Below are 22,352 nucleotides of genomic sequence, written 5' to 3'. Positions count from 1 at the left end.
CGGTTACAATTATCTGTGAAGGAGTTGTTTAACATGGCAAAAAGTGAAAATAAGAAAGTACCAAGTGAGGATGACATCATAAAGGGGAAGGTCTACGACTACAAGCGTGTGCTTGTTGGTGTTGATGATTCTCCGGATGCACAACTAGCCTATCAGTACGCGGTCAAACAGGCGAAGGAAGATAAATCCGAGCTGGTTATTGTTAGCATCCTTGAAGAGCAGGATGTTAATGTTTTTACTGCGTTAAGCAAGGAAATGTTGGATCAACAACGAAAGACGATTCAAGAACGATTAGACAAATATCGTCGGGTTGCCGAAAATTCAGGGGTTAAGTCCGTTAAAACGTTGATTGCTGAAGGTGATCCTGGTGAAACAATTGTCAAGCAGGTAATCCCACAAGTTGATCCAGACCTTGTAATTGTCGGCTCATTGTCGCGTCAAGGGGTTGCTAAGTACTTTGGTAGCCAGGCAGCTTATGTGGCCAAATATTCACCAGTGTCTGTGTTGGTGGTTCGATAATTAAATTCAATTTTGTTTTGCTGTACCTCCAAAATGAGGTACAGCTTTTTTATTTCGGCTAAGGCATTAATGTAGAGCTGTGAATGGCGCTTACGGTTGTCAATAGTGACACGCTCGTCGTGGGACCGGACCTAAAAACCGGAGTCTTTCACCTCGGCATACAGTCTCGCAAAAGCCGCGTCTGTGTGACCGTCCGTGGTGTAAATTCGGAAAACCACCTCATTACCACCACTTTCACGACTCGGTATCACTATTGACGCCCTTCAGCTAACATAGTGATTATCATTACGAGAGCAGGCTTATAATACTTGAAAAATGTTGATTTACAAACTGTTTGTCATAGAAGTGGAGCTGAATAGAAATAGAGTTTCGTGTCGGCAACACTTGGCGGCAGGAATTTTGCCGCTTAGTGTTGCGGGATGACTTATGAGACGATGAACTTTTCGGCTCATAATCAAGGTAGAAGACTCCAGGTTTTGGGAGGCTGAGACCGGTCCTCATGGAACGGCATTTCTGCTCAGCGCAACGGCAGTATGCTGTATGCTGATTTGACATACTCGAGGAAGTTAAATCAGTTTGATATAAGTAAAGAAAAAGGATGACACCCAAGAGGGCATCATCCGATAGAAAAATTATTGAATTAAGCTTTATCAACCGCGTGACCACCGAAGCCGTTACGCAATGAAGAAACCACTTTACCAGTAAAGGTATCGTTTTCCATTGAGCGGTAACGCATCAATAGTGACATAGCAATAACAGGGGTTGCCACTTGTTGGTTCATAGCTTCTTCAAGAGTCCACTTACCTTCACCAGATGAGTGCATAGTACCCTTGATGTTATCTAACTTGGCATCGTTAGCAAAAGCGTCTTGAGCCAATTCCATCAGCCATGAACGAACAACTGAACCGCTGTTCCAAAGACGGGCAACGGATTCGTTATCGTAGTCAAATGCACTGTGTTCAAGCACATCGAAACCTTCACCGATAGCTTCCATCATACCGTATTCAATCCCGTTATGAACCATCTTGAGGTAGTGGCCTGAACCAGCTTTACCCGTGTAAAGGTAACCATCTTTTTGGGCGATACCTTCATACAAAGGTTCAAGTGTCTTAAAGGCAGCGGCATCGTTTCCACCAATCATGAAGTTACCGTCGTGGCGGGCACCAGATTGACCACCAGAAGTACCACAGTCGAAGAACTTGATCCCTTTTTCTTCAGCCTTTTGAGCATCTGCAACAGAGTCTTTCCAGAAGGAGTTACCACCGTCGATGATGAAGTCACCTTCGTCAAGTAAGTCTAACAATTGGTCAATCGTTGATTCAGTTGGCTTGCCGGCTGGAACCATAACCCATACGATTTTTGGTGATGGTAATTTAGCGACCATGTCAGCAAGTGAGTCGGCACCTTCAGCACCAGCGGTTACTGCTTGGTTAACAAAGTCTTTGTTTAAGTCAAAACCAACAACTTCGTTTTCATGATCCATCATGTTTTCTGCTAAGTTCAGACCCATTTTGCCTAAACCGATTAACCCTAATTTCATTAGAAAGCTCCTCTTTTAAAATAAATTGTCTGTTGCACATGTTGATTATATGAAAATCATTTACAAATATCAAGATAATTTTTGAAAAAAGGTTTCAAACCGTTTTCGAAAAGTGCTTCAAATCCGTTTGTATCATAGTTTTGCTTGCATTCAAAACTTATTAGCATTACGCTAAACCGAGATTGAAGACGTTTACATATTACTGACACATGGAGGTTACAACTAATGCTTATTCAGCAGGTTCACATCAACAATCAGAGCGATTTACAAGATGTTCGAATTGAAGACGGTGTTTTTAAAGCGATTGATCAGCATTTAACGCCTAAGGATAATGAGCAGGTGATTGACGCAACCGGCAAATTATTATTACCACCATTGATTGACCCACATGTTCATTTGGATGCGACCCAAACGGCTGGAGATCCTGAATGGAATCAATCTGGTACATTATTTGATGGTATTCGCATTTGGTCGGAGCGAAAGAAAACGTTAACGATTGAAGACGTTAAAGAGCGGGCGAAGGAAACCTTGCGCAAGCAGATTGCCAATGGGATTCAGGTTGTGCGTTCACACGTCGATGTAACCGATCCGTCCTTCACCGCCTTAAAAGCACTCTTGGAAGTTAAAAAAGAGATGGCTGATGAGGTAGAACTGCAACTGGTTGCCTTTCCACAAGAAGGTATTTTGTCGTTTCCTCATGGCAAGCAGTTAATGGAAGAGGCCGTTAAGTTGGGGGCAGACGTCATTGGCGGCATTCCTCACTTCGAGTTCACTCGTGAATATGGTATCGAATCGTTACATTTTATTGGCGACTTAGCTCAAAAGTATGACCGTCTGATTGACGTCCACTGTGATGAAATCGATGATCCTGCATCTCGTCATTTGGAGACTTTGGCAACGATTGCATACGAAACAGGCCTGTCTGACCGGGTGACGGCTAGCCACACGACTGCGCTAGGGTCTTACAACAACGCGTATGCCTATAAATTATTCCGTTTGTTACGGATGGCAGACATTAATATGATTGCGAACCCGTTAGTAAACACCAATCTAGGCGGACGGTTTGATACTTATCCTAAACGTCGGGGGATGACGCGGGTCAAAGAACTTAACGAAGATGGGATTAATGTCGCATTCGGCGAAGACGATGTTCGTGATCCATGGTATCCAATGGGAAATGGTAATATGTTAGATCCCGTTTCGATGGGCCTCCATGTTGGGCACTTAATGGGATATGACGAGATTAATGGGTCATATCAATTTGTTACCAGCCATGCTGCTAAGGCACTGCATATTACTGACCATTATGGTATTGAAGTCGGCAAGCCTGGTAACTGTATTGTTTATAACAACAGTGATTTCTACAATGTACTTAATGAACATTCAGAAGTGCTGTATTCAATCCGTGGCGGTCGTGTCATTGCACAGACGACGCCTAAAGTGACTAAACTTAATTTTTAAGTTTGTGAATTTTAAATGTGTCAGATACGGTCACTGAATTCACAAACAAAATTTTTGCTTGTGAAATAGGCTGACGTTTATCATTTGGAAACTCATCCTAAATACAATAGTGTCAGACAAAAGGCAGCTTCGATAATGAAACTGCCTTTTTGTCACAAAATATTTAATCATTTGTGAAAAGTGTGGTACGCTGGGACTATGATTTTTTCACAAGTGAACGTATTTGCTGGCCGAAAACGGTCGCTACGTCACGAATTAATTAAGGAGATTATTCATGACTGAAGAAACTCGTTACGGCGCTGATGCCGTTGTTGAGAGCTTGATTAACCATAATGTGAAGTATGTTTTTGGTATTCCTGGTGCTAAGATTGATCGTTTATTTGAGCGTTTGGCTCATCCTACTGATCCGCAATCGCCTAAGCTGGTTGTCGCACGACATGAACAAAACGCGGCCTTTATTGCGGCGGGGATTGGCCGACTTACAGGCGAACCAGGGGTAGTTGCAGTTACTTCAGGATCAGGTGCAAGTAACTTAGCAACTGGTTTGGTCACTGCGACAGCCGAAGGTGATTCCGTAGTTGCCATTGGGGGACAAGTTCCACGTAAGGACTTACTACGGTTGACCCACCAAAGCATGGCAAATGCGGCATTATTTAAGCCAATCACGAAATTCTCTGCGGAAATTCAAGATCCAGAAAACATTTCAGAAGTGTTGGCAAATGCGTTTGAATCCGCGACTGCTGGCAAACAGGGCGCGAGCTTTGTTTCTTTGCCACAGGATGTGGATGACGCCGAAGTTACCAGCCCAGCGTTGGAACCATTGCAAGCGCCCGTTTTGGGACCAGCAAGTCCCGCAGATATTAGTTTATTGGCTCAGGAGATTCGTAGTGCGAAATTGCCCGTTATTCTTGCCGGCATGCGAGCTTCTTCACCAGAAGTCACCAGTGCGATTCGCCACCTCGTGACAGTTGCAAACATTCCTGTGGTTGAAACGTTCCAAGGCGCCGGAATTATTTCTCGCGATTTGGAAGCCGACCACTACTTTGGTCGTGTCGGATTATTTCGGAATCAGCCAGGGGATCGTTTGCTAAAACAGGCAGATTTAGTGATTGCCATTGGTTATGATGCGGTTGAATACGAACCGCGTAATTGGAACGCTGAGAAGCAAGCCCGCATCGTAACGATCGACGCGACAGCAGCCCAGTTGGATCAACACTTTCAACCAGAAACACAGCTAGTAGGCGACATTGCCCAAACACTGGCCATCTTACAACCAGCGATTAAAGGATATCAGCCCAGCACTGCTGCCAAACAGACTTTAGCTGAATTTCATGAAGAGTTAACGACGCGAGATCAAAATTTTGAAGCAGGTGAAGGAGACACAACTGTGGAGCCATTAGCGCTAGTGGCCGCTCTGCAGGATCACGTTACCGATGATATGACTGTAAGTGTTGATGTGGGGAGCCATTACATTTGGATGGCGCGTCATTTTCGCAGCTATGAACCACGTCATTTGCTATTCAGCAATGGGATGCAAACACTAGGTGTTGCATTACCATGGGCAATCGCTGCGGCACTGGTACGGCCAAATCATCAAGCTGTTTCTGTTTCAGGCGACGCCGGTTTCTTATTTTCCGGTCAGGAGTTAGAAACTGCAGTTCGGTTAGGACTCAATATTGTGCACATTATCTGGAATGACGGTCACTATGATATGGTGAAGTTCCAGGAAGAAATGAAATATGGTGTAGATGCGGCTGTTGATTTTGGTCACGTTGACTATGTTAAATACGCTGAGGCTTTTGGTGCAACGGGATTACGGGTTAACAACCCGGCAGATTTGAACAAAGTGCTGGACAAAGCCTTTGCGACAAAGGGACCGGTAATTGTTGATGTGCCCGTTGATTACTCACACAATCAAGAGCTTGGCAAGACACTGTTGCCAGATCAATTCTAGAAAACATCGATAGCACAGAGGGAGTTTAGGTTAATGAAAGATACAGAAACGTTATATCAGCACGGAACCTTGGCACTGTTAGTTCCCGGGCTGTTCGACGGCACGATCACAACGAAAGAACTGCTGCACCATGGTGATACAGGCATTGGTACACTAGCCGGTCTGGATGGTGAAGTGATCATTGTTGATGGACAGGCCTTTCAAGCTGGAGCTGATGGTTCAGTCAACACGGTCAATGGTGATGCGACGATGCCATTCGCTTCAGTCCATACGTTTGATAATCAATTGCCTAAGACACCATTGGCAGCCATGACAATGCCAGCATTTACGACATGGTTACAAACGACTGCAGGCTTGAAAAATGCCTTTGCGGGCATTGTGATGACTGGTATCTTTAACCGAGTACACGTACGGGTGGCACCTAAACAAACGAAACCGTATCCACCACTGACGACGGCGACTGCCGCTCAGCCGGAATTTACGCGGGAGAATGTTCAAGGAACTGTTGTCGGTTACTTTGCCCCGGCATTGTACGCAGGTGCGACTGTCGGTGGATTTCACTTGCATTTTATCAGTGACGACCATCAATTTGCCGGTCACCTGCTTGATTTTACCGTCATGACAGGCGAGGTGACCGCGCAAGTACTACCAAACTTGATGTTACATTTGCCGACAGATAATGCTGACTTTATGAAAGCTGACATTGAATTATCCGGTTTAAATGATGCTATCAATGAAGCAGAAAAATAGCGCTCTTAGACTTTGTTAATGAAAAACGACGTTGAATTTCCCACAAAAACGGAAATTCAACGTCGTTTTATTTGTTCTAATAGTAGTTTTGGCAATCTTGAAGCTAAAAGGTCGATGGAGTGAAGTTGTGGCGAAACAGAGTTCCGTGTCGGCAACACTTAATGGGGCGATTTTACCCATTTAGTGTTGCGGGATGACTTATGAGACGTGGTTTTCGGCTCATAATCAAGGTTGAAAACCGCGTTTTAAGCGGGTTGAGACCGGTCCTCAGGGAACGGCGTTTAGCAACAACGTAACGGCATTTAACGGCATTATGGCATTATCAAGTTCCTTACTGAAATGAAGCTAAACGTCCAATGAACCGGAGAGTAATCGATCGATGACATTAAGAACCCCTTCATCATTGTTAGAGTCCGTCCTATGAGGCGCCTTTGCCAGCACATCAGCATGAGCGTTAGCCATGGCATATCCGTGCGGCGTCATCGTTAACATATCGAGATCATTCTCATTGTCACCAAACGTCATGATCTCATCATTTTGAATACCGTAACGTTCTTGTAAATGCTGTAGGCCAGTTTCTTTTGATACTCCAGAAACACCGATATCTTCAGTATTAAAACCAGAATTCATCGCAGATAAACCAGGTTGAAGTTGATTAATCATTTCTGGAATCACTGCCTCAGTGTTAATCGTTTGATCGAAGCTGACAGCGATTTTAACCAGTTGGTCATCAAGAGTTGCGGGATCGACATCAAACAGGTGGTCCAAACGGATTAGTGAATTATAGTATCGTTTAATCAATTGGAAAATCGGCTCTGGTGTTTCACTATCCACGTAAGCACGGTTAACGCCAGATAATGTTGTCAGTGCCATTGGCTGAGGGTAATGCTGTTTCAGTACAGCCAAGGTTTGATTGACTAACTGATGGGGAATCTCGCTAGCAAATAATAATGCATCGCGAGCGTGCACAATTGCACCATTATCTGAGATGAAATCCATTTGATCTTTGAAGGGTAGAAATTGATCAACAAGTCGTTGAAACTGTGAACCGCTGGCTGCGGCAAAATGAATGCCCTTTGCACTCAATTGGCGGAATTGTTGTGCAAATCGAGCGCGATTGTAGTCATTTTCGTCATTTAGAAAGGTGCCGTCCATGTCAACGGCAATGAGCTTGATGGTCATAGTGAGAAACTCCTATTCAATAAGATATTGTAATATGCAATGTTAGCTTAGATATTCAGTGGCAGTTTGCTTGTATACATCAATCAAATGCAAATAATCACTCAAGTCGACATATTCGTTAACTCGATGTGCAATGTCCCACCGACCAGGTCCGAGGACAATAATGGGGAATTTGTTATCCGCCTTAGTGTATTCAGAGGCGTCGGTGGCGCCGTGAATCACGGATAATTCTGCTGGCCGTTTTGTCGCTTTCGCTAAGGCATCACTGGCAATCTTAACTAGGGAAGATTCACGATCTGAGATAACAGGGAAGAAACTGAAATCGACAGTCAGTTTTAACTGCACGCCGGGTTCCTGATTGAGTTTGTCGATAATTTGTTGCAGTCGGTCAATGATTTTTGTATTGTCAAATTCCGGAATTGGTCGAATATTGCCCTCTAGGTGTGCTTGACCAGGAATTGAATTAACTTGATCACCACCGTTGATGACAGTGACAGAATGGACAACCGGACCCAGAACGTCACTGGTTGGTGCGTCATCAAATGCATGGTTTTCTTCATTTATAAACTTGACTAGGTTGGTAATGGCATTGATGCCTTTCTCAGGCATGGAAGAATGAACGGATTTACCAATTGAATCGACAGAATAATCAATGGAACCGTTATGAGCAAAAATAATTTGATCACTAGTAGGTTCTCCAACAATCATGGCGTCAACGTGGTCGACATAGCCTGCCTGTGTTAACATCCGTGAACCAGGGGCACCGTACTCTTCGCCCACTGTAGCCAGAAATTGTAGTTTACCGGCTTTGGGTAACCCCGCGTCATGTAGGTCGATCAGAGTGGTCACCATGGCAGCAAGACCGCTCTTCATATCTGCTGCCCCGCGACCAAAAAGTTGATCATTCTCAACATGGGCTGCTAACGGTGGGAAGCGCCAATCATCATGTTCGTCAGCCGCTACCGTATCCTGATGACCCGTCAACATCAACGTTTTGCCGGGTTTACCCGAATCCAGTTCAGCAAAAAGATTTGTTCTGCCATCTTGATAAGGAATCTTTTTGGCTGTAATGCCGTGCTGCCCGAGTTCAGCGATAATCCTGTCTGATATGGCTTCTTCATGGCCATTGCGTGAATCAATTTTGATAAAATCCGTTAACAACGTTAATACTTGTTTTTCTTCCATAGATTCTCAAACCACCTTTTTCTAAACCGATTACATCCTTTATAGCACTTATTTCGACTAAAAGTGGCGGTTTGTTTAAAAAAGCTAATTTACGTCCATCCGTCTTGTTTGACTATCCTGAAATTGCAACTTGATGCGAAAAACGAAAATGACCGAAAACCGTTATTATTTGTTTCATGAGAATTGTGCAAACGTCTGTGCCATCCTAGACCAATCTTTCAAATATCTTGATGTATAAGCAATTACTCAATAACCAATTCTGACAATTGATGAGAGAAAAAACGGAATTTAATTGTTTTCTCATAATATATTGGTTGTCGAGCTAATTGTGAACAGGTATGGTGTGAAGCATAGACCAATTGATATAAACATGTACTAAAGGCCTATATACTTAGATTGAAAAGGTGATACCAATGGACGAAACAAGAATTAATCAATTAGGTGTAGAACTTTATGCTGACGGTGCAGATATTGACCAAATGGTCGATGCCTACAAATCAGGTTTAGTGACTGGGTTTACAACCAATCCTTCTTTGATGAAGGCTGCCGGGGTTACGGACTATATTGAATTTGCACATCAAGCTGTTGCAAGCATTCCTGATTTACCGATTTCATTTGAGGTATTCAGTGATGATTTTGGCGATATGGAAGAAGAAGCACATATTATCAGTCATTTCGGAACGCATGTGTATGTGAAAATTCCTGTCATGAATTCTTTAGGTGAATCGAGTATTCCGTTGATTCACAAATTGTCTCATGATGGCATTAAGGTTAACGCAACCGCTATTTTTACGGAAGAACAAGTTCGTAACGTACGCGATGCTCTTGATGAAACAACAGGCGGGATTGTTTCGGTCTTTGCAGGCCGGATTGCTGATACCGGTGTGGATCCACGCCCATTAATGTCTAAATATGCTGATATTGTTCACTTTAAGCCTAACTTGAAGCTGTTGTGGGCCAGTCAGCGAGAAGTTTACAACATTATGCAGGCGGCTCAAACGCATACAGATATCATTACTTGCACGCCGGATTCATTGAAAAAGCTGACGTTATTGGGCAAACCACTGGCTGAGTATTCATTAGACACAGTCAAACGTTTCAAAGCCGACAGCCAGGCACTTGGCTTTAAGATTTTGACTAAGTAGCCACCGACTTATAACTGCCATTAACTTGGACTACAACGCACGATTTGAGAAAATAACACGACGAAACGGTCATCACTATCTCTGGGAAAGGTAGTGATGACCGTTTTGTGTCCATTAAGGTGTAGCGTTAAAAGAATTCAGGAAAGTGAGCCTGAAGCTTGGCCGCCAAACGTTCACGGTGTTTGTAAAGAGTCGGTCTGGAAACATGAAGTGACTTCGCAGCTTGACTAATGGTCATTTCTTCATCAAGCAAATGGCTTAGTAACCTTTTTTCTGATGGTGTGCAAGTTGTGATCAGTCGATTAATAAAATCATGGTTTTCCGTGTTGATCGCTGTTGCCTCCGTGTTTTGGAGCTGGTTGACTACAGTATCACTAAGTTCACTTTGATGGCTTAATCGACGAGTGTTAGCACGTAACCAGTCTAACAGGCGCCAGTAGAGCCGTTGATAAGCATAGCGACGTAAGGCGTCGGCGTCCTGATCTCCGAAGGCATTCACATAGTCTTTAAATACCGCCACGTAGATGAGGCGACCTTCAGAAACAGCATCGTCAAAATTTGAATCTCCAGGGTGTACGTTAAGGCGTTTCAGAACACCATACAGAACACGGCTGTTACTTTCGTGTGTGATAAAGGTGAAGGCTTGCTGTGTTAATTGTTCATCTTCATTATGAATGGGCATGTAATTTCCTCGTTTGGTTTTGATTGTTGCCCTGTACACAGACACAGTCAAAACGATTATTTTTTTGCGTCGAAGGCCGTTGACGTAAAGGAGAATAACGTGCTGTTGAACAATAAACCATGCTGTAAATTCGGACTGAGGGAGTGCAAATAGAGCACGTGAAATCGCTTCATCGTTTGGACTAGACCAATGTATTTAAAACTGGTCTCTAAATCCGTTCAATCAATCTGTGGTTGCCATAATGATAGGCATTAAAGACATGAAAGATTGTAAATTTACTAAACGGATATAAAGCGCTTAATTGTCTCCGTGAAATTATTTTCTAAAATGTTGTGGACAAATGTTCACGACTGCTGATATACTGATGTCAGACAAATGAAAGGGGTTTCATAAAATGACATTAACTGTTGCACAACTCGCAAAATACATGGATCACACAATGCTTAAACCAGAAGCAACTTCGGCAATGATTGATAAAACTATTGCGGAGGCTCGCGAATACAACACTGCTTCTGTATGTATCAATCCTTACTGGGTTGCCCGTGTTCATAAGGGGCTTGAGGGAACCGACATTGCCACTTGTACTGTAATTGGTTTCCCACTGGGAGCTTCAACGACCGCAACGAAAGTTTTTGAAACCAACGAGGCTATTGATAACGGTGCCGACGAAATTGACATGGTGATTAATATTGGCGAATTAAAATCTAATAACGATGAAGCCGTTTTGACAGATATTAAGGCGGTTGCAGAGGCAACTCATGACAAGGGTAAATTACTTAAGGTAATTATTGAAAACGCTTTATTAACGGATGAAGAAAAACGACGGGCTTCCGAGTTGACCGTTAAGGGTGGCGCTGATTTTGTTAAAACGTCGACTGGATTTTCCACCTCTGGCGCTAAGGCCGAAGACGTTCGTTTAATGCGTGAGGCAGTTGGTCCTGACTTTAAGATTAAGGCAGCTGGTGGCATGCACAGCTTGAAAGACGCGTTAGCCATGATCGACGCAGGTGCCAATCGTTTAGGTGTCTCTGCATCAGTTGCAATCCTCGAGGAAGCAAAAGCACAAACGGCCACAGTTTAACAAGACGCATTTTCGATAAAATGTAAGCGCTTGCCGAACGAAAAGGTTAAGTGATTTTAGATAACTGCGCATTAATATGAGCGTAAGCGAGACAGGAAAGGACTTTCAAAAATCATGGCATACAAACGAATTTTTGCAATTGTAATGGATTCAGTCGGTATTGGGGAGGCTCCAGACGCCGCAGACTTCGATGATGTGGGTGCTGATACACTTGGGCATGTCGGCGAATTTTATGCGGGAGATTTGGCACTGCCTAATTTAGGTAAGTTAGGCCTCAGCAACATTCGTCCCGGCAAGCCGATTCAGGGTGTACCAGTTGCTGATCAGGCCATTGGTGCATTCGGTAAGATGCGTGAAGTTTCTGCTGGTAAAGACAGTATGGACGGTCATTGGGAAATGATGGGGCTGCCTGTTAGAAAACCTTTATCGACTTTTCCAAATGGATTCCCAGAAGAAATCATTAAAAAGCTGGAAGATTTCTCTGGCCGCCATGTAATTGTTAACAAGCCTTATTCGGGAACTGACGTTATTCATGATTATGGTGAACAACAGATGAAGACCGGCGAATTGATTGTTTACACGTCTGGAGATTCAGTGCTTCAAATTGCGGCCCATGAAGATGTTATTTCTGTTAAAGAACTGTACAAAATTTGTGAATATGCGCGTTCACTAGTTAACGGACCAGAATGGACAATTGGCCGGATTATTGCGCGTCCTTACGTTGGCCCTGACAAGGATCACTTTACTCGAACGGCTAACCGTCATGACTTCAGTCTAGAACCAATTGGCGAAACGGACATGGATCGCTTAAAGGCGGCTGGACTTGATGTGATTGGTGTGGGTAAAATTAATGACATTTTCTCCGGCCATGGCATTACCAAAGGCTACCACAATGAAAGTAACATGGACGGAATGGATCATGTGGATGAAGTTATGGCTAGTGACTTCCATGGTTTCTGCTTTACGAACCTAGTCGATTTTGACGCAATGTATGGTCACCGCCGTAATCCAAAAGGATTTGGTCAGGCTTTAATGGACTTTGACCAACGGTTGACCAAGGTATTGGCAAACTTAAAGGATGACGATTTGCTCATGATCACAGCTGATCACGGTAACGATCCTGGCTACCGCGGTACGGATCATACACGTGAATTCGTTCCTTTGCTGGCGTACTCACCATCTATGAAGCACGCTAATCAGTCATTGGGCATTCGCCCGACTTTTGCTGATATGGGCGCGACAGTATTGGAAAACTTTGGTGTGCAAGGGAATAGTGAAGGCACGAGTTTCTTGAGTGAAGTCAGCAATGGCGAAACGGTAAAGTAAACCTTTCGAATGAGGAGGATGCATAATGAGTACACATATTGGCGCCAACATGGGCGACTACGCTGATACAGTTTTGCTGCCAGGAGATCCACTGCGGGCAAAGTATATCGCTGAAAACTTTTTGACCAACGTAAAACAGGTAAATTCGGTTCGGAATGCTTTTGGTTACACTGGTGAATATAAAGGCCACCGTGTTTCCGTTCAAGGGTCAGGGATGGGGATTCCATCCATGTCCATTTACATTAATGAATTAGTTAAATTCTTTGGTGTGAAAACAATCATTCGGGTCGGCTCGTGTGGCGGTATGGCGCCGGATGTTCACTTACGGGACGTGCTGTTAGCATCGGGTTCAACAACGGACTCTGCCGTAACCGCGAATACATTTGGACCAGGCATTCATTATGCACCACTAGCTAACTTTGAACTGTTGGACACGGCTTTTCATGAAGCTCAGAAGATGGGCATTACGCCCAAAGTAGGTGACATTTTTGCCGCGGACCGTTTCTATAATGATGAACTAGACATGAAGAAGTTGGCTGATTATGGTGTTATTGGCACCGAAATGGAATCAGCAGGGTTATACTTATTGGGTGCCAAACTTCACTTCCGTGCACTGTCAGTGTTGACGGTCAGTGACTTAATCTTTGGCGAAGAAAAAACCACGGCGGAGGAACGCGAAAAAACGTTCAACGACATGATTAACATTTCGTTAGCAACAGCGATTGCTGGTAAGTAATACAACATTGGGTTTGAGATGTTTAGGAAGACATTGGTTAATCAATAAAGGGCGAATGGTTCGGCGATTTGCCAAATCATTCGCCCTTCGTTTATTGCCGGTATTGCACCCGTTTCTAGGGGCAACGTGACGTTAATTGCAATCGTGACAGAGATTCCGAAACCGTGGGACGAAAAGAGGAAATGTTCGTGGAAACAGATGATCAAAAAACGGCAGATAGCCTCAAAGCAGCGACCTTGTACTACCAAAATAATTGGAGTCAAGGCGAAATTGCAACCGAAATGAACATTTCACGTGCAACGGTTTCACGCTTATTGCAGTACGCAAGAAAGACTGGCTTGGTTAAAATTGAAATTGCGGCGCCGATGACACCAGTAGCTACGTTGACGGCGCAGCTCCAAGAAAAGTATCAGCTGACACATTTGCTAGTTGTGCCAACACAAGGGGCGGGTACTCCTGATTTATTGTCACGTGTTGGGAAAGCGGCTGCAGAATATATTGAATCAATTGTAACGACAGATGACATTATCGGACTTGGGTGGGGGAAAACCATTCATCAAGTTGCAAATCATTTGGATCCTAAGGATGTTAGCGGCATAACCGTTGTCCAGATGAAAGGTAGTGTGGCGAATACGCAGAGTAATAACTTTGCGTTTGAAAGCGTTAATACATTTGCCAACGCTTTTCATACTTTACCGCAGTACTTGCCACTGCCAGTGATTTTCGATCACCAACAAACAAAGGAATTAGTTGAACAGGATACACACATTAAACATATTATTGAACTGGGCAAAAAGGCTGATATTGCTGTTTTTACCGTTGGTACAGTTCGTGATTCAGCGTTGCTGTTTAAGCTGGGATACTTCACTCAAGCCGAACAAGCTTATTTACAAGACCATGCGGTTGGCGATGTATTTTCCCGCTTTATTAATGCCCAAGGTCAGTTGGTTGATACAAATATTGATCAGCGAACGATTGGTATTCCACTGGATGCACTTGCCAATATTCCACACAGCGTGTTAGTTGCCGCTAATCCCGCCAAGGTACCTGCTGTACACGGCGCTGTTACAGCAGGTTATGCGAACACGTTGATTATTGATCAAGGAAGCGCAACTCAGCTATTAAATTATGACCCAGTTCACTAAGTGATGGAGGTCAGTAACCATGAGAATGGTCGACGTAATTGATACGAAACGTAATGGTGGGGAACTAACCACCGAACAAATTGAATTTTTTATTAACGGATATACAAAAGGTGACATTCCGGACTATCAGGTTAGTGCGCTATTAATGGCGATTTATCTAAAAGGAATGACAAAGCAAGAAACGGCCACCATGACAATGACGATGTTGCATTCGGGCGATCAGTTGGATTTGAGTGAAATCCCTGGCGTCAAGGTGGACAAACATTCGACCGGTGGTGTTGGTGACAAGACCAGTATTCCATTAGCGCCTTTGGTAGCCTCGGTTGGTATTCCGGTTCCAATGATTTCTGGGCGCGGCCTTGGTCATACAGGTGGCACGCTGGATAAGTTGGAGGCCATTCCAGGTTTAAAGGTTGAAATTAGTGAAGCGTCATTTAAGCAGCAGTTGCGCGATGTTGGCTGTGCCATTGTCGGTGCAACTGGAAACATTGCCCCAGCAGACAAGAAGATTTACGCATTACGGGATGTAACCGATACGGTTGATTCCATTCCGCTGATTGCTGGCTCAATTATGAGTAAAAAAATTGCTAGTGGAACAGGTGCCTTAGTTTTGGATGTTAAAACGGGGAGTGGCGCCTTTATGAAAACAGAGGCAGACTCAGTTGCGTTAGCCAAGGAACTAGTCGGTATTGGTAAAAGTGTTGGTATGAATGCAATGGCGGTTATTTCCGACATGAATCAGCCATTAGGAAATGCCATTGGTAACGCCTTGGAAATTGAAGAGTCAATTGCATTATTAAAGGGCAATAGCCCAGCTGATTTGCTTGATTTGGTATTAACAATTGGCAGTCAAATGGTTGTCATGGCAAATAAAGCAACCGATCTAGATGCTGCCAGAAAAATGCTACAGCAGCATATTGATGATGGCTCCGCTTTGACTAAGTTCAAAGAAATGATCATCGCTCAGGGTGGTGACGGTCGCGTGATTGAAAACCCAACAATGATGCCTCAGGCAACCTATCAAATGCCGATATTGGCGGCTCGTGATGGCGTTATCACCAAAATGAAGGCAGATGAAATGGGCATTGCTGCGATGATGCTTGGTGGTGGCCGTCAGAAGAAAGATGATCAATTGGATTATGCTGTCGGTTTGACGTTGTCCAAAAAGGTTGGTGACGAAGTTCATCAAGGTGACACGATTTTGACAATTCACAGTAACCGAGAGGATGTTAGCGATGTTCAGCAATTGATTGAAGCAAATATTTCAATTGGTGATGAGGCGCAGCCATTGACACTCATCCACGAGGTTATCGATTAAAGTTTGGGGTTAGAGCAAGTTACCGTGTACTCAAGTGACATTTGAACTTAAGTTTGATACAGGTGAGTGTCTTGGGCCAGCGGTGCCGTCCTTGTATTGAAGAAGGCATGGTGAGTTTTGGGTCACGCGCTTGAATTTGCATGCGATTATTGCTAAACTACTTTAGAAAATAACTGTCCGACAGTGAGCGGACCTTTTTTGGAGGCAAGACCATGATGTTTTTGACGAATCTTTTTTTCGAACAACAAGTTAAGGGCATCGTGGCCCCTCAGTCATTTTCCGCAAATATTGTTAATTATAAGCGTTACTGACACTAATGTGTTGGTAGCGCTTTTTCTTAACAGCAAACGGAGGAAGAGACATGAAGCAAACAGCATCAGAAGCATCACACAGTATGAGTTTTTGGGATCAGACGGCGACATGGATTGGGGCCAATGCCAACAACGGCACCTGGTATGTTGGTGGCGTATTGGCTGCACTAGGACTGGGTGGGGCGATGAAAGTATTAATGATCACCGGTCCAGTCGCTTACCTGCTACTGGCTCTAGTCGGGTATATGGGGTTTCAAACGCGACGCTCTACAATGGCTTTGACGAATGTTTCGTTTGGTCGTTGGGGTAGCGTTGGGCCGTCATTAGTCAACGTGGTTCAGTTTATGGGCTGGGCTGCGGTAAACACATTTATTGCAGCCGGTTCTATTAGTTATTTGCTTCATGATTTACTGGGCTGGCCAGTTTTTGGTCAACGTGGCGGGTTAAAAGGCATTATCTTTGGTATTTTGATGATGTCAATCTTGCATCTGATTAGCATTTCGCTCGGCCAACGGTCCGTGCGGATTATTGAGCGTGTTGGGATTGTGTTGGTAATTTTACTGGTATTGTGGGAAACATGGGCGGTTTTTCAAACCGTATCGTTGAATCAGTTGACTCAGTGGCAAGTGCCAGTTAAGTTCCATTTGCCAACCGGTAACGCGATTGATACGTTAGCGGCGTTTAACCTCGCTTGGGTGACTGCTGGTGCTGATTTCACCAAGTTTGCTAAGAATAAGACGGCTGCCACAGTAGCGCCGTTTATTGGCGGCACAGTGGGACTGTTCTGGTTTGCTCTCGTCGGCATCATTGCTACCATTGGTGCAGCGGTAACACTTCATAGCTTTGATCCCAATGCATCGGACCCGAGTACAGTGGCTTCACGGCTTGGCTTAGGTATTTTGGCAATGATTGTGATTGTATTGACGAGTACTACTGCAAACGCAGTTAATCTAATGGCTGCCGGAACGGCATTGACTAACATTTTTAAACGACTTCGACTTACACCAGCTTTATGGCTAGTAACGGTGTTGGCGACGCTGATGACATTGATTCCTTTGTGGTCTAACAGTTTTTTGGGTGTGTTCACGATGTTTTTGGATTATGTGGGCATGATCTTGGGACCGGAGATTGCCATTATTTTAGTCGATTATTATCTTATCCACGGCGCACACTATACTGATAATATGTTTGCTAACGCACCAAGGGTGAACTGGTTAGCCTATGTAAACTGGGGCTTAGGAATATTGAGCTATTTCTTGTTACGACAAGTCGGCTGGGTAACAAACACAGTTGGTGCAACAGTGTTTGCAATGCTCATTACAGCTAGTCTACATTTGGTACTGAGCCGGGTAACGGTAAAATTAAGGAATACGGTACCCGAAAATAATTAAATAAATATCGCGGGTGCGGCGACTTCGCTTTTCAATGGTCGTTGATAATATATAATCCGTTTACAAACGTTAAACGCAACATATTAATGATGATAACGTCATTAATATGTTGCGTTTAATTTTTTGCTGGACCGGTACTTTTGTGAGTTTATTGCCGTCTAATGAATTGCATTAATGAAAATTAATCGTTATTCTACCGATACATTATTTTTAAGGGGATCAAGAATGAGCCAGCAACAATTTTCAACCGCCAGTTTGCGCGATCAAACAATCGATTTACGAGTATCAACATTTATTAATCATTTAGGGACCACACAAGAAACTATTGCGGACTTCGAAATCAGTTTAACAACGACCTTGCTGGTTTTACCTGTGACCGTGAAGCAAAAACGACTAACGTTGATTCTGGATTATCGTCTGGGACCATTATTGGTGCGCCGACCGTGTGGCACGCTGATGCGAGAATTGATGGCTAAAAACAGTCGGACTCGCCAACAAATGGCGATTGCCCATCACTTTTTGGGGCAGCAACATTACACACCTTACGTAAACGGTAAATATGGTTTTGTACCAACCGCGGGATCAACGATGCGAGAGACTGGATGGTTAGGATTTTACAAATTAGTTCAGGTTCGTCGCTTGACTCATGAAACCTTGCTGATTTTTAAAAATAACATGAAGCTCATTTTACCGTTGTCACATTATTTTATGCTGCAACGATTAAGAGATGCGGCGACGATTATTCAATTGCAGAAGGAGCAATTGGAATTGATGGTTGAAAATAGTGGTTTTGATCGGTGTCGGCCGAATTTCACCAATAAGTTGGCACAAGTATTAGGAATGCGACCTGAACAAGTTTTACATGACGAAACAGAATTTTATGCGCACACGGTTGAAGTTTTAATGGTAGCGGGGTTAGAGGATTTCCTAGTGGATGGCTACGATGCCGTGCTCAATTTAGACCGTGAAACGATTGCAAAAGAAGCACGCCAGTTTTTAAGGGGACATGGGCATTTAATTGTACCGAAAACACGTCACTTTGTGTCAGATAAGGACAACGAGATAAACTAGTTTTTCTATGAAAGCGGATTCCGTAGCGTTATGATAAAGACAACAAAACAACACAAAGAGAGGCTTTCGCAATGAGTTTTACGACACCGATCACGAAGCAAGAACAACAGGTCTTTCATGACTACCAGATTCCTGTACATGATCCACTGAGTGTATTCGACAGTTTAAAACAAGTTCCTAATATGACAGGAAATTTTGAGGGCAGTGATGTTGACTTGAACGATTTACTGTCAGACTATGTCGCCGTTCAGTTAGATTTTAACCGTTTAGTGGACACCATTAACCAGGAGTGGTGGTCGCAGCTACAAACATGGCATAAGTTAACTGGGGATCGTTTATCAGCTAACACGAAAGCACATGCTGATCAGTTCGGTCCGTTTGAACAAGAACGGGTTAAGTTAGCAAAACAGGCGGAGCAAGGGTTCCCTCAAGAGCTACTTAATAAGCCACGTAGTGAATGGCGGTCTCAAGATCTGTTTGGCTATGATTACATTATGTTCCAGGTTGATTTAAAGTGGGAATTCTTTAACATCATGGAAATCCTGGCAAATATTAATCCAGATGTAAATGTCGAAACGGTCGCAACTGAAATTCAGGCTAAGTTAGCACCAAAGCATGGTCCAAAAGAACGCAAAGTTGACATGAATGAGAATCATGGCCAGCAAGGGCCTCAAAATGATACAGATGGCTCTCAAAGCAACGACATAGCTGGAAAGGAGCAGTGAACATGCAATATGTGACCCCTTTAAGTCAGACAGACAAGAAACTGTTTCACCAGCGTGGCGTGAGTGTGGATGACCCGTTAGCAGGCATTAAGGGGTTATCGGACCAACATCTAACAGGCTTGGTCAATGGTCAACAGTTTGATTTAATGGCTTATTTGAACAATGTATTTGTTTGTCAATTGCAGACGTTCGCGTTGACTGAAGATTATAATGTTTTGGAGCAGCTGGAAAATGAAACCAATTTGGTACATTTTTCTAATGGCAGTCAGGCATTACACAACCGTTTAAAAGCACTCATGGTTAATCAAACCGAACTACTAAAAGATTATGAGCTGCTACACGAACAAGTTCGCGCCAATTACTATGCGGCTGAACCTGACGATTTATCTTCCAAACAATTGAACGGCACCGCGACTAACTTAGAGTTAGCGTTTCATGCCTTGTTGGGGATGAGTGCAGATAGCCAGTGGTTGATGGAAGTTGGTATGCAGACATTGCGGGTGCTTAATCCTGTACTGACAACTGAGATGATTCAGCAGATTAGCGCTTCAATTATGATGCTGGTTGAGAAAAATGATGGTTAATTGTTGTTAATAAAGGTTTTGCCATTGTGGTACTTAGTGGTTCACTAACATTTTCCATTGCCAAAATTGACTCTTGCTTTGGAACGATTCAAGCTTTTCACATTAGGCACGGGATTGCGAAAACACATCCCCTTCATAACCGGTTCAGTCTATAAATACGTCATAACCCGCCGAACGCACACTACTTTCACAACTTTTGTTTTATTTTGATGGCATCCAGTTAACACAACCAGTAGGGTGCGTGTCAAACGGAAAAGTCATTTACGTTTCAATCGTAAATGACTTTTTTGTTACTCAACAATTGTTTGCTTGTCTATTGTTTCCCAAACTAGAATCTGAACGAAATTAAATCGTCACCTATGTTGATGCATTACGTCAGGGTATAGGTACGATAAATTATTGGTATTGGTAACGTAAGCGCTTTCATCCGATAATGAAATTGCACAACATAATCACATTATTGTTTTGTGATTCAGCGAGCATAAAACATTATCGGAGGATGGCTAACATGTCAGAATATAAGATTATCTATGATGATGAACTAAAAGTTGGGATGACAGGGGAGTTTTCAAAACGTGTCACAAAGCAAGACGTTGAAAAATTTGCGGAAGTTACTGGTGATTACAATCCGATGCATATGGATGATGAATTTGCCGCTAAGACCCAATTTCATGGACGAATTGCGCATGGCATGATTTCAGCTGGGATGATTTCTGCTTGTTTAGGCACAAAGATGCCTGGACCTGGCGCAATCTATCTTGGCCAGTCATTACGGTTCGATCGGCCAGTTCATTTTGATGACGTGTTGGTTGTTAAGGCTGAAGTCACAAAGATTGTTGAAAAACCGCACTTTAAGATCGCCACAATTTCTACCATCGTGACGAATCAAGATGGCGAGATTGTGACAGAGGGTGAAGCCACGATTATGCCGGCTAAGCGCGAGGAGCTGTGACATAAGTCCGTTTTGGGTTAAGCGGAATTCTCAGGACTTTGGAACGTGATATTACTCGAAGCGTTCACGCCAAACAAAATTATGTTACACCTCCTTAGATGAGTGCAAGATTGGTAATTAAATATTGAACGATAAAAACGGCGTCTCGTAAATTTTACGAGGCGCCGCTTTTGGTAACCAACAATGTTTTTTCAGATTAACACGTGTGAATGAGTTATCTGTTACCAAGCATTATTTTTGTGGAAAAGCAGGTTTGCGCTTTTCAAGGAAGGCGGTCATTCCTTCCGTTTGATCTTCGGTGGCGAATGTTTGGGCCCACATCTGAGTTTCAAAATCGATGGCCGTATCTAATGGTAAATCAGCAGCCCGGTCAATGACGTATTTTGCCATGCCAACAGCAATCAGACCACTCTTGATGACTGTGTTTGCCAGTGCGTGAACCTTGTCCATTAATTCATCAGGTTCAGCAATTTCTTCGATGATGCCAACCCGATAGGCTTCCTGAGCATCAACCATGGTACCGGTTGCGATCATTTCCTTGGCTTTACCACGGCCAACTAAACGAGTTAAGCGTTGTGTACCACCAAACCCTGGGACAATACCGAGTGTCACTTCAGGTTGACCAAACTTAGCCTTGCTGGAACCGACTCGAATATCACAAGAACTGGCTAACTCCAAGCCACCACCGAGACAGTAACCATTGACAGCAGCAATGGTTAATTGAGACAGATTTTCAATCTTACCAAATGACTCATGCGCCAACTTGGATAGGGTCGCTGCTTGTAGCGAATTCATATCACGCATTTCGGAAATATCAGCGCCAGCTACAAAGGCCTTTTCACCAGCCCCGGTAATGATCAGCACCTTGATTAAATCTGCATTGTCACGGACTTCATCTAAAGCTTGGCCAATTTCTGTCAGGGTTGCTGTGTTTAACGCATTCATGGATTTAGGACGGTTAATCGTCAGGGTGGCAATCTCGTTATCTACATCAAGCAATACATTTTCGTACGTTTTAGCTTTAATCATCGTTAGTAACATCCTTTCGTTTGAGAAACAAGTTACCAGCGAGCACTTTCAATTCACATCATACAAAGATTTTGTGAATTTGCAAGTTACCTCACAAAAAATAGGTCGTGATGGTAAAAACTGAAATGTGATTAAACCAGCGTTTAAAGATATGATCAGAAATTGGTTCTAAAAAGTTTTGCGGCCAAATTTGTGAAAAAATCGGAAAACAGTGCTGCTTTTAACCGTGAGGTCCACATTTTTGCCGATTATAACTTATGGTTAT

At 43.5% G+C, this 22,352-nt stretch carries 20 protein-coding genes; 15 read left to right on the top strand and 5 right to left on the bottom strand.

Translation table 11 applies throughout. The features are described from left to right. The first annotated feature begins 33 nt into the window (after window positions 1-33). Window positions 34-519 carry a universal stress protein gene (locus LROSL1_RS08580; protein WP_017262844.1) on the top strand — a complete coding sequence of 162 codons (486 nt, stop codon included), beginning with the start codon at window positions 34-36 and terminating at the stop codon, window positions 517-519. 640 nt (window positions 520-1,159) lie between these two features. Here LROSL1_RS08580 and gnd read toward each other — a convergent pair. Further along, complete coding sequence (gnd, locus tag LROSL1_RS08575; RefSeq protein WP_017262845.1) at window positions 1,160-2,059, bottom strand: phosphogluconate dehydrogenase (NAD(+)-dependent, decarboxylating); 900 nt, start codon at window positions 2,057-2,059, stop codon at window positions 1,160-1,162. 225 nt (window positions 2,060-2,284) lie between these two features. On the opposite strand from gnd, the gene codA reads away from it, so the two are divergent. The 3 genes from codA to budA all read left to right on the top strand — a co-directional run bounded on the left by codA (window position 2,285) and on the right by budA (window position 6,224). Continuing rightward, window positions 2,285-3,520 (top strand): cytosine deaminase, encoded by a 1,236-nt coding sequence (gene codA, locus LROSL1_RS08570; RefSeq protein WP_017262846.1) that lies wholly within the window; start codon window positions 2,285-2,287, stop codon window positions 3,518-3,520. A 274-nt stretch (window positions 3,521-3,794) separates the two neighbouring features. Further along, complete coding sequence (alsS, locus tag LROSL1_RS08565) at window positions 3,795-5,474, top strand: acetolactate synthase AlsS (protein ID WP_178914362.1); 1,680 nt, start codon at window positions 3,795-3,797, stop codon at window positions 5,472-5,474. Between the two features lie 33 nt (window positions 5,475-5,507). Further along, window positions 5,508-6,224 (top strand): acetolactate decarboxylase, encoded by a 717-nt coding sequence (budA, locus tag LROSL1_RS08560; protein WP_178914361.1) that lies wholly within the window; start codon window positions 5,508-5,510, stop codon window positions 6,222-6,224. A gap of 345 nt (window positions 6,225-6,569) precedes the next feature. Here the strand turns inward: budA and LROSL1_RS08555 are convergent, their stop codons facing one another. Next, window positions 6,570-7,406, bottom strand: coding sequence for a Cof-type HAD-IIB family hydrolase (locus LROSL1_RS08555; protein WP_017262849.1), 837 nt, complete (start codon window positions 7,404-7,406; stop codon window positions 6,570-6,572). 42 nt (window positions 7,407-7,448) lie between these two features. Then, window positions 7,449-8,591, bottom strand: coding sequence for an ArgE/DapE family deacylase (locus LROSL1_RS08550; RefSeq protein WP_178914360.1), 1,143 nt, complete (start codon window positions 8,589-8,591; stop codon window positions 7,449-7,451). A 413-nt stretch (window positions 8,592-9,004) separates the two neighbouring features. Between LROSL1_RS08550 and LROSL1_RS08545 the strand changes: the two genes are divergently transcribed. After that, window positions 9,005-9,736, top strand: a complete 732-nt coding sequence (locus tag LROSL1_RS08545) for a transaldolase (RefSeq protein ID WP_017262851.1) — start codon at window positions 9,005-9,007, stop codon at window positions 9,734-9,736. A gap of 127 nt (window positions 9,737-9,863) precedes the next feature. Here the strand turns inward: LROSL1_RS08545 and LROSL1_RS08540 are convergent, their stop codons facing one another. Next, on the bottom strand, window positions 9,864-10,418 hold the full coding sequence (locus LROSL1_RS08540) for a sigma-70 family RNA polymerase sigma factor (RefSeq protein WP_178914359.1): 555 nt from the start codon (window positions 10,416-10,418) through the stop codon (window positions 9,864-9,866). Between the two features lie 394 nt (window positions 10,419-10,812). On the opposite strand from LROSL1_RS08540, the gene deoC reads away from it, so the two are divergent. The 10 genes from deoC to LROSL1_RS08490 all read left to right on the top strand — a co-directional run bounded on the left by deoC (window position 10,813) and on the right by LROSL1_RS08490 (window position 21,058). Further along, window positions 10,813-11,499 carry a deoxyribose-phosphate aldolase gene (deoC, locus tag LROSL1_RS08535; RefSeq protein ID WP_178914358.1) on the top strand — a complete coding sequence of 229 codons (687 nt, stop codon included), beginning with the start codon at window positions 10,813-10,815 and terminating at the stop codon, window positions 11,497-11,499. A gap of 114 nt (window positions 11,500-11,613) precedes the next feature. Continuing rightward, window positions 11,614-12,825 (top strand): phosphopentomutase, encoded by a 1,212-nt coding sequence (locus LROSL1_RS08530; protein WP_017262854.1) that lies wholly within the window; start codon window positions 11,614-11,616, stop codon window positions 12,823-12,825. A gap of 25 nt (window positions 12,826-12,850) precedes the next feature. Next, entirely contained in the window at window positions 12,851-13,561 is a 711-nt protein-coding gene (deoD, locus tag LROSL1_RS08525; RefSeq protein ID WP_017262855.1) for a purine-nucleoside phosphorylase, read from the top strand. 182 nt (window positions 13,562-13,743) lie between these two features. Continuing rightward, window positions 13,744-14,706, top strand: a complete 963-nt coding sequence (locus LROSL1_RS08520; protein WP_042655456.1) for a sugar-binding transcriptional regulator — start codon at window positions 13,744-13,746, stop codon at window positions 14,704-14,706. A gap of 19 nt (window positions 14,707-14,725) precedes the next feature. After that, window positions 14,726-16,024: a pyrimidine-nucleoside phosphorylase gene (locus LROSL1_RS08515; protein WP_178914357.1), complete on the top strand. Its 1,299-nt coding sequence runs from the start codon at window positions 14,726-14,728 to the stop codon at window positions 16,022-16,024. Window positions 16,025-16,385: 361 nt separating this feature from the next. Continuing rightward, the gene (locus tag LROSL1_RS08510; RefSeq protein ID WP_178914356.1) at window positions 16,386-17,726 is read left to right on the top strand and encodes a cytosine permease; all 1,341 of its coding nucleotides are present in this window, start codon (window positions 16,386-16,388) and stop codon (window positions 17,724-17,726) included. A 225-nt stretch (window positions 17,727-17,951) separates the two neighbouring features. Continuing rightward, complete coding sequence (locus tag LROSL1_RS08505) at window positions 17,952-18,797, top strand: competence protein ComK (protein ID WP_178914355.1); 846 nt, start codon at window positions 17,952-17,954, stop codon at window positions 18,795-18,797. 71 nt (window positions 18,798-18,868) lie between these two features. Next, the gene (locus tag LROSL1_RS08500) at window positions 18,869-19,522 is read left to right on the top strand and encodes a hypothetical protein (protein ID WP_178914354.1); all 654 of its coding nucleotides are present in this window, start codon (window positions 18,869-18,871) and stop codon (window positions 19,520-19,522) included. A gap of 2 nt (window positions 19,523-19,524) precedes the next feature. Then, a complete protein-coding gene (locus tag LROSL1_RS08495) occupies window positions 19,525-20,106 on the top strand; it encodes a hypothetical protein (protein ID WP_178914353.1) in 582 nt (193 codons plus the stop codon). Window positions 20,107-20,614: 508 nt separating this feature from the next. After that, window positions 20,615-21,058: a MaoC family dehydratase gene (locus tag LROSL1_RS08490; RefSeq protein WP_178914352.1), complete on the top strand. Its 444-nt coding sequence runs from the start codon at window positions 20,615-20,617 to the stop codon at window positions 21,056-21,058. 231 nt (window positions 21,059-21,289) lie between these two features. On the opposite strand, the gene LROSL1_RS08485 is transcribed toward LROSL1_RS08490, so the two are convergent. After that, complete coding sequence (locus tag LROSL1_RS08485; RefSeq protein WP_178914351.1) at window positions 21,290-22,087, bottom strand: enoyl-CoA hydratase-related protein; 798 nt, start codon at window positions 22,085-22,087, stop codon at window positions 21,290-21,292. Window positions 22,088-22,352 lie beyond the last annotated feature (265 nt).

The sequence above is a fragment of the Furfurilactobacillus rossiae genome, from assembly GCF_013394005.1.
Taxonomy (GTDB): Bacteria; Bacillota; Bacilli; order Lactobacillales; family Lactobacillaceae; genus Furfurilactobacillus; species Furfurilactobacillus rossiae.
This window is presented reverse-complemented; position numbering and strand designations above follow the sequence as displayed.

What these genes read in the sequence shown, in the direction of transcription:
- LROSL1_RS08580 (WP_017262844.1), top strand. Translation starts at nt 34, where the DNA reads ATGGCAAAAAGTGAAAATAAGAAAGTACCAAGTGAGGATGACATCATA.
- gnd (WP_017262845.1), bottom strand. Translation starts at nt 2,059, where the DNA reads ATGAAATTAGGGTTAATCGGTTTAGGCAAAATGGGTCTGAACTTAGCA.
- codA (WP_017262846.1), top strand. Translation starts at nt 2,285, where the DNA reads ATGCTTATTCAGCAGGTTCACATCAACAATCAGAGCGATTTACAAGAT.
- alsS (WP_178914362.1), top strand. Translation starts at nt 3,795, where the DNA reads ATGACTGAAGAAACTCGTTACGGCGCTGATGCCGTTGTTGAGAGCTTG.
- budA (WP_178914361.1), top strand. Translation starts at nt 5,508, where the DNA reads ATGAAAGATACAGAAACGTTATATCAGCACGGAACCTTGGCACTGTTA.
- LROSL1_RS08555 (WP_017262849.1), bottom strand. Translation starts at nt 7,406, where the DNA reads ATGACCATCAAGCTCATTGCCGTTGACATGGACGGCACCTTTCTAAAT.
- LROSL1_RS08550 (WP_178914360.1), bottom strand. Translation starts at nt 8,591, where the DNA reads ATGGAAGAAAAACAAGTATTAACGTTGTTAACGGATTTTATCAAAATT.
- LROSL1_RS08545 (WP_017262851.1), top strand. Translation starts at nt 9,005, where the DNA reads ATGGACGAAACAAGAATTAATCAATTAGGTGTAGAACTTTATGCTGAC.
- LROSL1_RS08540 (WP_178914359.1), bottom strand. Translation starts at nt 10,418, where the DNA reads ATGCCCATTCATAATGAAGATGAACAATTAACACAGCAAGCCTTCACC.
- deoC (WP_178914358.1), top strand. Translation starts at nt 10,813, where the DNA reads ATGACATTAACTGTTGCACAACTCGCAAAATACATGGATCACACAATG.
- LROSL1_RS08530 (WP_017262854.1), top strand. Translation starts at nt 11,614, where the DNA reads ATGGCATACAAACGAATTTTTGCAATTGTAATGGATTCAGTCGGTATT.
- deoD (WP_017262855.1), top strand. Translation starts at nt 12,851, where the DNA reads ATGAGTACACATATTGGCGCCAACATGGGCGACTACGCTGATACAGTT.
- LROSL1_RS08520 (WP_042655456.1), top strand. Translation starts at nt 13,744, where the DNA reads ATGTTCGTGGAAACAGATGATCAAAAAACGGCAGATAGCCTCAAAGCA.
- LROSL1_RS08515 (WP_178914357.1), top strand. Translation starts at nt 14,726, where the DNA reads ATGAGAATGGTCGACGTAATTGATACGAAACGTAATGGTGGGGAACTA.
- LROSL1_RS08510 (WP_178914356.1), top strand. Translation starts at nt 16,386, where the DNA reads ATGAAGCAAACAGCATCAGAAGCATCACACAGTATGAGTTTTTGGGAT.
- LROSL1_RS08505 (WP_178914355.1), top strand. Translation starts at nt 17,952, where the DNA reads ATGAGCCAGCAACAATTTTCAACCGCCAGTTTGCGCGATCAAACAATC.
- LROSL1_RS08500 (WP_178914354.1), top strand. Translation starts at nt 18,869, where the DNA reads ATGAGTTTTACGACACCGATCACGAAGCAAGAACAACAGGTCTTTCAT.
- LROSL1_RS08495 (WP_178914353.1), top strand. Translation starts at nt 19,525, where the DNA reads ATGCAATATGTGACCCCTTTAAGTCAGACAGACAAGAAACTGTTTCAC.
- LROSL1_RS08490 (WP_178914352.1), top strand. Translation starts at nt 20,615, where the DNA reads ATGTCAGAATATAAGATTATCTATGATGATGAACTAAAAGTTGGGATG.
- LROSL1_RS08485 (WP_178914351.1), bottom strand. Translation starts at nt 22,087, where the DNA reads ATGATTAAAGCTAAAACGTACGAAAATGTATTGCTTGATGTAGATAAC.